We start from the raw sequence: 12,628 nt of genomic DNA, 5'->3' as shown, positions 1-12,628 counted from the left end.
TTGAAAATTAGCGGAGATTCGCGCTATTCGCGGATAAAAAAACGGGCGAAAACGATTTGGCGAAGGTATTGTAAATGGAAACGCGTTTCTGAAAGACCGCGTTCGCGTTTGCCTTTGCAAGGGTGGAGGATCCAAAACCACTTTTGACGATTAACGTGAAAGGATCGTGAACGATGTTTACTTTTCGACTGACTTGGCGCAGAGGCGCACTGGGCGTGATGGCTTTTTGTGTTGTCCTGTTTTTCGCGCAGGTTAGTCACGCACAAGGCACTAACTTGTCGCTCCGTTTTTACGGACACGGCTCTAGCGCGCCGGATTTGGATCGCGTGAAAATCGCGATTGACCCAGCCGTGCCGGCGGATGTAGGCGCAACCGATTTCACTTGCGAGTTTTGGCTCAAAGCGGCGACCGGCGAAAATTCCGGGAGCGTAACCTGCAATCAAGACGATGGTTGGATTACGGGTAATGTGGTCTTTGATCGCGATGTGTTCGGCAATGGTGATTACGGCGATTTTGGCGTCGCACTCAACAGCGGCAAAATCGCGTTCGGTGTGAATAATGGCATGACTGGCACAACCGTGTGCGGCGCGACAAATGTGGCGAATGGCGCGTGGCATCATATCGCGGTGACGCGTAACGCGACCACCGGCGAGATTCGCATGTTTGTGGACGGGCAGTTGGATGCCCAAGTCGCTAGCGTGACCGGCAACATCAGTTATCGCGATGGACGGCTGACGAGTTATCCGAACAGCGATCCGTTCCTCGTCCTCGGCGCGGAAAAACACGACGTTGGCGCGGCGTACCCCGCGTTCAAAGGTTGGCTCGACGAGGTTCGCCTTTCAAACTCGATTCGTTACACCGCGAATTTTACACGACCGGTCTCCGCCTTTACACCCGATGGCAACACGGTCGCGTTGTACCACTTTAATGAAGGACCCGCGGGTGCGTGCACCGGCGCTATTCTCGACGCGTCCAACGCGAGCGGTGGACCGAGCAACGGCGCGTGTCAGTACGGCGGCGCTGCACCCGCCGGTCCGGTCTACACAACCGATGTGCCATTCGGTCCGCCAACGGCGGTGCAAGTTTCAAACCTGAGAGTGCGCGGCGAATCAACGGATTGGATGTGGCTGATACTCGGTGGGCTTGGCACGGGCGCGCTTGCGCTCGGTGTGTGGTGGAGACGGCGATGAAACGCGCGACGTGGATTCTCGCGACATTCGTGTTGCTGTGTGCGTGGTCGTTCGTTACGTTGACGTCCGCGCGTCCCAGTCACGCGCAAGGAACGAATTATTCGTTGCGCTTTTACGGACATGGCGTCGGTGACATTGATCGCGTCAAGATTCCAATTGATCCGCAAGTGCCTGCCGATGTCGGCGCGGGCGATTTGACGTTCGAGTTTTGGATGAAGGCGAACGCCGGTGAAAACGCCGGCACCGCGAGTTGCGGCGCGAATGATGGCTGGATCACGGCGAACATTATTTTCGATCGCGATGTGTTCAATAGCGGAGATTACGGTGATTACGGCATCGCGCTGGGTAGTGGCAGGATTGCGTTCGGTGCGAACAATGGATCAAGTGGCACGACCGTATGTGGCAACACTACTGTGGCGAATGGAATATGGCATCACATCGCCGTTACTCGTAATTCTAGTGGTACAATACGACTCTATGTAGATGGGTCACTTGATATTGCCGCGCCGGTGAATGGTCCGACCGGTAACCTTAGTTATCGCGACGGACGCACGACGAGTTTTCCCAACAGTGATCCCTTCCTCGTTATCGGCGCGGAAAAACACGATGCTGGTTCGCAATATCCCTCGTTCAAGGGCTGGGTTGACGAAGTTCGCATTTCGAATTCAATTCGGTACAGCGCGAATTTCACGCGCCCCGGTGCGCCGTTTACGACCGATGCCAACACGATGGCGTTGTACCATTTCGACGAAGGACCTGCCGGGTTGTGCGCGACGAATCAGACGATCCTCGATAGTTCCGGCGCGAGCGGCGGACCCAGCAACGGAACGTGCAAGCCCGGCGGCTCTGCCCCAGCCGGTCCCGTTTACACAACAGACATTCCCTTTGCGGTTGGCGGCGCGACGAACACCCCAACCAGTTCGCGCACCAACACACCGACGAGCACAGCAACCGGTACGCGCACCATCACGCCAACGAGCACGCCAACCAGTACGCGCACCATCACGCCGACGAGCACGGCAACGAACACGACAACGAACACGCCAACCTTAACACCGACGCCACCGCCGCCGGTGCCGAGCACGACTTTCTTACCGATGATTTTCAAACTGGACGCGATTATCCTATTCGTGCTGGGATTGGTTTTAGTTGGGCTGATCTATTTTATTTCACATCGCACTGCTAAAGTGCATGACTAACGCAACCTCTCCCACGCGGCGCGGACTCTCGCGTCGCCAATTTCTCAAGATTGCCGGCGTCGCGGGCGCGACAACCGTACCGCTCGCCTTCGGCTATCGCTGGGTCGCCGATGATTCGGCGAATCTTCCCAACACGCGTTCGCCGTACGCGCGCGACCCAGGTTGGGCGGTGACGGACGCGCCGATCCTGGTCGTCGTCAACAATCGCGTAGAGCATCCATTCGGCGCGTACCTCGCCGAAATTCTGCGCGCTGAGGGGTTGAACTGTTTTCGTATCACGCGACTCGCGGCGCTCGACCGCGAGATGCTCGCGCGATGCGCGCTGGTGATCGTGAGCGCCGGCGCGTGGACGCGCGCGGAAAGCGACCGGTTTAGCGCGTACGTCGCGAACGGCGGCAAGTTGATCGCGTTGCGACCCGAGGCGAGCGCACTGTTCGGCGTCGAGCAAGCCGCGGGCGTGCGCGCGGAAACGAATCTCAAAATCGAATCGCGCTACGCAAGTGGTATGAACTCGCCGTTGCAGATTCACGCCGCGGCAGATTCGTATCGCGTGACGAGCGCGGAGATCGTCGCGCGACTGACGGATGACGTGGGCACGCGCGGAGATTTTCCGGCGGTCACGCTCAATCGTTTTGGCAAAGGACAAGCCGCGCTCTGGGCGTTCGATCTCGCGCAGAGTATCGCGTACACGCGACAGGGCAATCCACAGTGGGCGAATCAAGAGCGCGACGGTCGCGAGGGTATTCGCGCGGTAGACGCATTTGTCGGCTGGATGGATTTGAAGCGTTGCGAAATTCCGCAGGCGGACGAGCAGATGCGTTTGTTCAGCCGGCTCATCAACGAAATGCTGACCGATGTGTTGCCCTTGCCGCGTGTGTGGTATTTTCCAAGCCAGATGGATGCTCTATTGATTGCGACTGGCGACGCGCATCAAGCGCCCGCGGAGGCGGTTGAACAGGTGCTCGCGCGCGTCGAATCGTTCGGCGGGCGGATGAGTATTTATTACACGCCGGGATTTTGGAATGGCTGGCGGCGCGGCGTGTTCAAAGTGGGCGGCGCGGACGCGCTGGCGTTGTTCGGCGGTCGCTGGGTCGAGCCGACGCCGACCCAGGTCGCGCAGTGGCGCGCGCGCGGTCACGAGTTTGGTTTTCATCCCTACGTCGAAGAAGGTTTGGAGAACGGCGCGCGACGATATTGGCAAGAATTTTCGACGCACGGATACGCGCCGGTCGCGCCGACGGTGCGGACGCATCGCATTTTGTGGACGGGCTGGGTCGAGACGGCGCGCGTGCAAGCCGGTTTCGGCATTCGGATGAATTTGGATTACTATCATTATGGCACGGCGTTCCAACGCGCGTCCGGCGATTGGGCATACGGTTATTTTACCGGCAGTGGTGTGCCGATGAAATTTGTGGACGAGCAAGGACGTGTGCTCGATATCCTCCAACAAGCCACGCAGTTGGTGGACGAGCATTTGATGAAAATGCCGTGGGGCGGTGGCTGGGCGAATCTGACCGGCGATGCTGCCGCGCACATCGCGCGCGCGGCGATAGACCGCGCGTTGCGCGACGCGCCGGCGGCGCTCGGCGCGCAGTTTCACGTTGACCCGTTCGCGGCGGGCGGCGATTTTGCCGCGAACGCGACGCGCTTTCTCGATGGCACGCTCGCGTACGCGGCGTCGCGCGGCATGCCGATTTGGAATGCCGAACATTGGTTGCGTTGGAGCGACACGCGGCACGACGCGGCATTCGAGAATCTCGTCTGGGATGCGACGGCGCGGCGCTTGGCGTTTCAAGTGACGAGCCGCGCGGCGGCGGATGTGACGATGGAGATACTCGTACCGGCGCAATTCAACGCGCGGCGTGTAGCGCGCGTCGAGATGGATGGCGCGATGGTGAACACGCGTGCGCGCGCAGTAAGCGGCGCGGAATTTGCGGCGATCGCGATGATGGCGGGTACGCATCGCGTTGTGGCGATGTACGAGTGACCCCACCCTTGTGAAGGTTTCCAACCACTTTGTCGAGACCTCGCGCGACGATGTCAAATTCGATTTTGAGAATTGCGCGTTCAAACCTTCGCAAGGTTGGCTAGTCACTGGGATAGGAATTTTGCCCATCTTGACACAGACGTTACTCGCGTCTATTATCTAGAACAAAGCGAAGAACCGCGATGTTCAGTACGATGGGCGACGCGGCGGGTCAATCCGTTTCATTTTGCGACACGTATTAACGACAAGCGTGGCAAGGTGGACGGGAATTGTAATTACAACATGCTCGCGGCTTACCGCGCGGCAGTTCACCGCCGCGCGGTTATGCGTGGGTGTTTGCTCCCGTCGCGGTCATAACGGAATCTCTGCGCGCCAACCCGCGCACCAAAATAACCACCGGCTTTGTCAGGCGCATATCGGTGATGTGTAAATGTTGCCAAGCCGGCTAGATTGTGATTCTTTGATATAGGTTTGAAAATATTGAGCGTCCGCGGAACTTGGTGATGCGCCGCTCAAATGGAGGAAAGAATGGACTATCAGAATAAACCACTTGATCGGCACAGTCCATGGCGTTGGGCGGTGAGTTTGTGGATAATCCAATTGCTCGGGTTGCTCGCGGCTGGCTTGGTGATCCAATTGTTTTTACAAACGCCGCGCCCGGCGTACGCGCAAGGTTCCACGCTAACGACGACTCACTCGACGTTGGCGGATTGGCAAGGTTGTACGGTGGCGATCACCAACACAACTATCGCGAATGCGAACGGCGGCGAACTGCGTCTCGCCGCGACCGTTGAGGATTATTTTGAGGGAACGACGATTGACGCGACACGATGGTACTCGAATATTTCTGATCCCGTTGCTGGCGGTTCTCCTGCCACATCTATATCGGGTGGAATACTGACCTTGGATGGCACATATTTGCTGTCTACCGCTGCCATTACCCAAGTGCCTCGTTTCTATGAAGCGCGGGCGCGCTTGGTTCAAACACTCGGTACATCTGGGCGCCCTGATGTGGGCTATTGGCGTCATGGGACTTTGGGACCGCGATATACTCCTGATGAAAATGCTGGCGGTTCGCGTGTGTTTATCCTCGGAGATCCTAATACTTCTGCTGCAAATGACCTTTTTACAGGATCACGGGATGGCGCTACCGTCATATTAAACAATATCGGCGATCCTGATAATTCCCAGTACCACCTGTGGCGTGTGGAATGGGAATCGGCACAGGCTCGTTATTATATTGATGATGTGTTAACAGATACGGCGATCATCAATACCAATGTTATCACGGGCTGGGCGTTCTTGTATCATCAAAGCCCTAGTAATCCTTATGGTACAACACCTTTGACGGTGGACTGGGTGCGTGCTGGGCAGTATCCCTCAAGCGGCGAGTTTGTGTCGTGCGCGATTGATGGCAGGGGCGCTAATTGGAACACGTTGTCGTGGACTTCGACGGTGCCAGGGAGTACGGGTATGGTCATGAGCACGCGCTCATCGCCCAATGGTTCGACCTGGGGCGCGTGGACATCGCAAGGGTCTACCAGTCCGGTCAGCATTACGTCCGAATCGAATACTCGTTATTTGCAATACCGCGTGGAAATGAGTTCGTCTACGGTGCTGGCTTCGCCCGAGGCGCAATCTATTTCGATTACGCGCCTGACAACTCCGACGGCGGTCACTCTGACCGATTTGCAAGCCCGCGCTGAACCCTGGAACGATTGGCGGTGGCTGTTGGCGGTTGCGGCGGGTGTTATCGTATTCGGTGCGCTTGGCGCGCGCACACGGCGACGCTAGTCTGCTTTGTTCGCAGAATAGCATAGTGTACAAAATCAACCCAAAGAACGCCAAGCCCCTTGGCGTTCTTTGTCATGTATTTTTCTAGAGCAGACTCCACTCGAGTTGATGATTGCGCTATTCAGATTTCCAAAGTTTTTGGAAACTTTAGAAATCTGGACGCCCTCAATCCGAAAGGAATCTGCTCTAGCGTAACGTAGCGGCATCGAAATTAAACCGGCGAGAGAAACGTGAACATGATACGCATTGCGCTCGATCCACAATTGAACGAAACTCACGCGCCCGAAATTCAATGGACGTGGCGGCTGGCGCTCACGACGATGGGGTTGACGTGGGAGCAAGTCTCACCTGCCGAGCCGTGTGACGTCGCCTTTGTTGCGAACCTTGCCGACGCGCCGCATGCCCAGTTCGTTATCCAAGCGAATCGCGCCGCGTGGGCGAATCCCGGCGCGCATCACTTGCAATCGCTCGCGCAGGCGGAAGGGTTGACATACCCGGTATTTCAAAACGACGGCGGATTCGCTCTGTATCGCGCGACGACGGGACGCTGGGTGTGTTCGCGCGATGTGTTGTTCGATCTGTTTTGGTTTGCGACGGGACAAGGCGAGCGCGACTTGACCAGGATCAAGCATGGCTTTTTCGATTTGACCGGCACGCCGTTGCAGAAGCAACAGGTGTTGCAACAAGCCGTCGCGTCGCGCGTGGTGCAGTGGCTTGAAGTGCGACTCGCGCAAGGCGGGATCATCGCCGGCGAGCCGTGCTGGGGCAATGGCAAACGCGTCGCCGCGTGCGCCGGGCACGACGTAGATTATCCCGAAGTGATTCGCTGGCTCGAACCGGCGCGCATCATGCGGCGACAAGGTGCGGGCGCGCTCGGTACCGCGCTCCAAGTGTTGTTCGGGGCGCGGCATCATTGGCAGTTTCGCAATTGGATGGAATTGGAGAAACGCCTCGGCGCGCGCTCGGCATTTTATTTTGTCGCGCGGCGCGGCTCCTTTCGCGAGTACGGCACCGGCACGCCGGATCCGTTTTACGATGTGACCGCGCCGCGTTTTCGCGAACTCTTTCGTACACTGAATGGCGAAGGATTCGAAGTCGGTATGCAAGCAAGTTATCTTGCGTACACCAGCCGCGAAAAATTCGGCGCGGAAAAAACGCAAATCGAAAACGCGAGTGGTGTGCCGGTTGTCGGTAATCGCCATCACTATTGGCATCTCAATCCGAACGACCCGGAAGAAACCTTGTGGATTCACGAGCAGATCGGTTTGCGCTACGACGCCTCGCTGACGCACGATCATTACCTCGGCTGGCGACGCGGGTTGTTGCATCCGTTCTTTCCGTTTCATCAGACACTACGCCGCGAGTTGAAGACGCTCCAGATTCCGACTGGCTGGATGGACGATCAGTTGTTTGGACAAAAGGATGCGAATCCCGGCGACCGCACCCGGCTTTTGCAGACGCTGGCAGACACGGTTAACGCACACGAAGGTAGTTTGATGATTGACATTCACGAGTACGTTTTCGACGACGCGTTGTTTCCGGGTTGGGCGGCGGCGTACCGCGAACTCTGGGAGTATCTGGCTCGACGCGGTGATGTCTGGTTTGCGACGCCTGCGCAGATCGCGGAACATTGGCGCGCGCGTTACGCGCGTCTCGTGGCGGCAAGTCGCGGCTTGCAGCAAGGAATGGCGTGAACACGTTGTTGCTGGGACTCGTTTTTCTTGCGCCGCCGTTTCTAAAGAAAATTCTGTTGCGGTGGTTTTTCAACGCCAAAATTGGACGACACGTCGAGTTAGATTGGTTAACCAGTATTGCTGCGCGCCACATCGAGTTGGGTGATCATAGTGCGATTCGCATGGGCACGCTTATTCGTTTGAACGGCGATTTCAAACTCGGCGCGTATGGCGAGATCAGCATCTTTAATTTGATTTACGGTTCGTCCACCTTCAGTGCGGGTAATGCGACGTACATCGGACCGCAGTGTATCATCAACGCGGAGGAGACGGTGCAGATCGGCAATGGGTCGGCGTTGGGTCCGCGCAGCATGGTTTTTACACACGGCTCATTTTTGCCGTACAACGAAGGATACTGGGCGCGCCGCGCCGGGGTAACGATTGGCAACAAGGTGTGGTGCGCGGCAGGTGTATTCTTGCATCCCGGTGTTGAAATTGGCGATGACACATTCGTCAACTCGCGGTCGGTTGTCATGCAATCCATTCCCGGCGGGTCGGTGGTGGAAGGCAATCCGGCGCAGGTGGTTTATCCGATAGAGCGCATCAAGCGAAAGATGACGCCGGCGCGCCTCGATGCCGCGATGGCGCTCGTCTTGCGCGATTTTGTCGAAGTCGGTTTGCGGCGTGAACTCGGGGTGACGGAGATCGAAGAACGCGAGGGGTACGTGCGCGCGCGTTGGCGCGGCGCACTGTACGAGATCGCGCTCGTGCGCGCGACGAACGACGCCGCGTGCGCGTTGACCGCCCCGCGCCAAATCTATCTCGTCAATCGCGCGGACTGGTCGGCGCCAGCCGGCGCGTGGGTGTTCGATTGCCGCGCGCAGCGCACGCGCTATCTCGCGGATCCGATCCACACCGCGTTGCGGATGTTCATGCTGAGATACTATGGAATTCGATTCGAAGATGATTGCTGAACGCGGGAGAGCGAATGGCTGATCTTTCAAACGAGGTCGCGCCGGCGATGTCGCTCGCGTCTGCCAAGTCGAACTCAATCGCGCAGAAGGCAAAAGCCGCGTCCGACCGGTTGGTGGGCATAGACGCACTGCGCGGGCTGGCGATCCTGGGAATGTCTTTGCGGCACACGGCGTATTTTTTGCGTTTTCCGCTCCAAGCGGAAACGTATGGCGGCGCGCCGGCAAAATTGCTGGGCTGGCCCTACTGGGTATCCGGGTTGCTTGCGAATGCGACCGCGCCGACGTTCTTTTTTCTGTTCGGTCTCAGTCTCGCGTTGTACGTCAACGGTCGGCGGCGCGCCGGCGAGGATGAGTGGGCGATCACCCGGTTTTTAGCCACGCGCGCAATCGTCGTGTTCTTGCTTGATGTAACGATTTGTGACTGGGCATGGGCGGGTCCGCGCCCGTACACGCATGTATTGCTGAGTATCGCGATTGCGATGCTCTTTCTGAGTGTGGCGCGTTGGTTGCCGCTTGGCGTGCTCACCGGGTTTGCGTTGATCCTCGTGCTGGGGTATCAACTCTTTTTGCCGGTGATTACACCGCAGTTCAGCGAGACGCAAGATTTCTTGATGGCGTTGTTATTTTCGTACAGCACACTTACGCGCCCCGCGACCGAGTTTTCGGTGTTCGGCTGGTTCCCTTTGCCGATTCTAGGTTTTGTGCTAGGGCAGTATGTTTCTCAGCCAGTGATGCGCCGACCGCGCACGTGGGTGTTCATCGGCGCAGCGATGATCGTCGCGTGGTTCGCGCTGCGCGTGACGAATGTGTTGAACGAGCCGACACCGTTCGTGCCGAGCGAAGGTTGGCGCGATTTTCTGATTATGAGCAAGACTCCACCGAGTTTGAGTTTTTTCATGTTGAACTTGGGTTTGTCGGCGTGGGCGCTTGGGGCACTTTATGCCGCCGGCGATTGGTTATCGCGTCCGCCGTTGCAGTGGCTGTCCGTGTGCGGTCAAGCGACGTTGTTCTTTTTTGTCGCGCACATCTTGGTTTATGGACCGATGACGCAATTCGTCATCTCGCTCAACCTCCCCGGTCCGCCGATCATTTACACGTTCATCATTTGGTTCACTGGACTGGCGTTTTTGATTCCACTCGCGTACTATTATCGCCGGCTCAAGCGACGCCACCCGCAAAGTTTTTTGCGTTATCTCTAAAATTTTCCAGAGCCGTTGCATGGTACGGCTCATTTATTCTTGGTAGGTTGTCGTCTGCCCACTCACAACGCACGGAAAAAGCGCAAAGATTACGTCAAGTTGCGATGACCCTTTTGGGTCATGGACGCTCAAGCCATTCTCGCTGACAATCATAGTTGATCGGTCATGCCGTTTAGAGCGAATTCCAAAGCAATTTTAGTGTTTGTGGAGGCGTTCACTTTCGCCCAACAAAACGATCCACAAAGGCAACTGGAGAACGCGCTAGTTCGGCAAAGACAAAGTTTGACGCGAGGGGGACTATGGTGCGTTTAAAAAAATCGAAAACTCGAGTGCTAGCCTACTTGGGCGCATTTCTGTTCATCCTCTACTGCGCCGCACAATCACTCCCCTCCCCACTTGATGTCGCTGCTAGCTCTCAAACATCCACCGAATCAGACTTGACCGCTTACATTCCAAATCCAAAAGTCACACTGCAATCACAATCATTCATCGCACCGCCAACGGATCAGACCGCGGCAGCACCCAACGCTGCTGAAAAGTTGTTCTTGCCGTTGCTCGTCCGCGCGGCTGGCACGTTGGTGCCGACCGCGACCGCAACCGCAATCAATCCGACTGCAACGCGGACAGCGACTTTGGGTCCTTCAACGGGCGAATGGTCGCAACACGCCCATGACGCGCAACATACCGGTTATACCGATCAAGTTGTTGCCGCGCCCTGGCGTTGGAAATGGGTGTGGAATGGCGCTAACGCCTCGGGCGGAATTGCGACCGGCAAATTCGGTTTGCCGCGCAACAGCCAGCCGGTGACCGGTGGTGGACGGGTGTACATTGCGGCGGGAGGCAATGGCGTGTACGCGCTCAACAGCGCAAATGGCTCACCGTTGTGGAATACCAGACCGGGCGGCAACATCAATTCGACGCCGGCGTATGACAGCGGGACGAACGCCGTGTTCGTTCTATCGAGCAATGGCACGCTGTACAAACTTGATGCGGCGACTGGCAACACGTCAGGTCAGTTTGCGACCGGCGGATCCAGCACGTTGCCGCTGCCGCCGAGCGTGCTCAGCGATCGCGTTTTGATTTCGATGGGTACGAAGGTGTATGCGATCAACAAAACGACGATGGCGCAATTGTGGGCATACGATGCCGGTTCGGCAGTGCATACGCCGCCGGCGTACTCGCCCTCGCGCAATCGCGTGATTGCCATTTCGGAAGACCTGATGGTTCACGCGATCAACAACGCGAATGGTACGCGTGTGTGGAGCATCAAACCCACCCCGTTAACCGCCGGCGATCCCGGGCAAGATAGCAACTCTGCCGAATCGAAATATGGTTGGCCCGTGATTGCCGAAGCGCACGGCTTGGTCTTGGTGCGTTATCGCTTGGATTGGCAAACCCTCTGGACGTGGAATCCGTGGCCCAGCACGAACAGCGCGATGCGCGCGAATCTAACCAATCGCCCTGATCAGCAAGCGATCTTTGCGTTGAGTTTGGATACCGGCGCGAGCGCGTTTATCGCGAACGTGGGTAACGGCGGCTATGGCGATGGCGGGTACATCCCGATGGGACCGCAACCCGTGGTCAAGCGATTCGCAAATGGTCAAGAAGTGGCATACATCGTGATGCGCGGCGCGCCGTGCGATGCCTCGCCGTGCGATGGACGTTGGGATTCGCACCTCGGCGAGATGGAGTTGGACAGCACCACGGTGAGTGGTTATCAAGCCGGCGATGTGCGATATATCCGCAACACCTTTTTCCCGACCGACGAACAAGCGAACCTCTCGATGTCGGGCGACTATTTGCTCGGCGGTCACTGGATGTTCGGTCTGGCGCACGCGATCACCGACCGCTCGGCGAGTCGAGGCACGTCGTCGAACAGAATCCAGACGACCGACTTGCCGCACATCATCACCTCCGCGAGCAATTGCGGATTCAGCGCCAGTCATTATTGCGGGAGCAGTCTAATCCAGGATGGCGACCCGCGCACGATTCCCGGCGGTTTCTACATCTACTACAACCAAGGCACGGTCTATGATCGCTATTGGAGCGAGTACGCGTCCTGGGTCGTCAGCAATGGCATCGTCTACTTTGTCAGCGCCGACGGCGCAATCGTGGCGCTCGAAAGCGGCGCACCCGCCGCGCCGGTGGCGAACACGTTATTCGCGCCGGCAACGACGACGCCTGCCGCGATGAAATTGGCGCAAGCCATGCTCAACGTAAACGATACGCCTTCTGTCATTCCGTACACCGACGCGCGACGCTATGCCGGACAAACGGCGACGGTCGAAGGTACGCTCCAGTTCGTGTTCAACAATGGCGTGGCGGCGTACCTGGGATTTAAGAACCCGCATCAAGGCGAGTTCAAGGCGCGCGTTCTTAAAGAAAACTGGAACAACTTTGATGCGCCGCCCGAAACATTGTTCCAAGTTGGGCAACGCGTTCGCGTCACCGGTACGATCGAATGGTATCAAGGCGATCCGGTGATTTACGTGCGTGTGCCGGCGCAAGTGCAGATAGTTGGTCCGTAACCACTGAGCTATGCAATAGCCAGGGTGGTTGTGGCGCGACAACGCGCGCACAATCACCCTGTTTTATTTGCGTGGGAGTGGTGT

At 57.5% G+C, this 12,628-nt stretch carries 8 protein-coding genes; all 8 read left to right on the top strand.

Annotation, left to right across the window (positions count from 1 at the left end):
• Positions 1–173 precede the first annotated feature (173 nt).
• The 8 genes from HY868_09640 to HY868_09605 all read left to right on the top strand — a co-directional run bounded on the left by HY868_09640 (position 174) and on the right by HY868_09605 (position 12,544).
• On the top strand, positions 174–1,190 hold the full coding sequence (locus HY868_09640; protein MBI5302389.1) for a LamG domain-containing protein: 1,017 nt from the start codon (positions 174–176) through the stop codon (positions 1,188–1,190).
• On the top strand, positions 1,187–2,389 hold the full coding sequence (locus HY868_09635) for a LamG domain-containing protein (GenBank protein ID MBI5302388.1): 1,203 nt from the start codon (positions 1,187–1,189) through the stop codon (positions 2,387–2,389). Before HY868_09640 ends, HY868_09635 begins: the two co-directional genes overlap by 4 nt.
• A complete protein-coding gene (locus tag HY868_09630; protein MBI5302387.1) occupies positions 2,382–4,376 on the top strand; it encodes a twin-arginine translocation signal domain-containing protein in 1,995 nt (664 codons plus the stop codon). Before HY868_09635 ends, HY868_09630 begins: the two co-directional genes overlap by 8 nt.
• A gap of 528 nt (positions 4,377–4,904) precedes the next feature.
• On the top strand, positions 4,905–6,170 hold the full coding sequence (locus tag HY868_09625) for a hypothetical protein (protein ID MBI5302386.1): 1,266 nt from the start codon (positions 4,905–4,907) through the stop codon (positions 6,168–6,170).
• Positions 6,171–6,406: 236 nt separating this feature from the next.
• Complete coding sequence (locus tag HY868_09620; protein MBI5302385.1) at positions 6,407–7,864, top strand: hypothetical protein; 1,458 nt, start codon at positions 6,407–6,409, stop codon at positions 7,862–7,864.
• Positions 7,861–8,817 carry an acyltransferase gene (locus tag HY868_09615; protein MBI5302384.1) on the top strand — a complete coding sequence of 319 codons (957 nt, stop codon included), beginning with the start codon at positions 7,861–7,863 and terminating at the stop codon, positions 8,815–8,817. Before HY868_09620 ends, HY868_09615 begins: the two co-directional genes overlap by 4 nt.
• A 14-nt stretch (positions 8,818–8,831) precedes the next feature.
• Positions 8,832–10,016, top strand: coding sequence for an OpgC domain-containing protein (gene opgC / locus HY868_09610; GenBank protein ID MBI5302383.1), 1,185 nt, complete (start codon positions 8,832–8,834; stop codon positions 10,014–10,016).
• Positions 10,017–10,345: 329 nt separating this feature from the next.
• Positions 10,346–12,544 carry a PQQ-like beta-propeller repeat protein gene (locus HY868_09605; GenBank protein ID MBI5302382.1) on the top strand — a complete coding sequence of 733 codons (2,199 nt, stop codon included), beginning with the start codon at positions 10,346–10,348 and terminating at the stop codon, positions 12,542–12,544.
• Positions 12,545–12,628: the final 84 nt, after the last annotated feature.

This window comes from Chloroflexota bacterium (genome assembly GCA_016219275.1).
Lineage (GTDB): Bacteria > Chloroflexota > Anaerolineae > UBA4142 > UBA4142 > JACRBM01.
This window is presented reverse-complemented; position numbering and strand designations above follow the sequence as displayed.

Excerpts from the sequence above, each read along its gene's own strand:
- HY868_09630 (MBI5302387.1), top strand. The coding sequence starts at position 2,382 with ATGACTAACGCAACCTCTCCCACGCGGCGCGGACTCTCGCGTCGCCAA.
- HY868_09635 (MBI5302388.1), top strand. The coding sequence starts at position 1,187 with ATGAAACGCGCGACGTGGATTCTCGCGACATTCGTGTTGCTGTGTGCG.
- opgC (MBI5302383.1), top strand. The coding sequence starts at position 8,832 with ATGGCTGATCTTTCAAACGAGGTCGCGCCGGCGATGTCGCTCGCGTCT.
- HY868_09640 (MBI5302389.1), top strand. The coding sequence starts at position 174 with ATGTTTACTTTTCGACTGACTTGGCGCAGAGGCGCACTGGGCGTGATG.
- HY868_09625 (MBI5302386.1), top strand. The coding sequence starts at position 4,905 with ATGGACTATCAGAATAAACCACTTGATCGGCACAGTCCATGGCGTTGG.
- HY868_09620 (MBI5302385.1), top strand. The coding sequence starts at position 6,407 with ATGATACGCATTGCGCTCGATCCACAATTGAACGAAACTCACGCGCCC.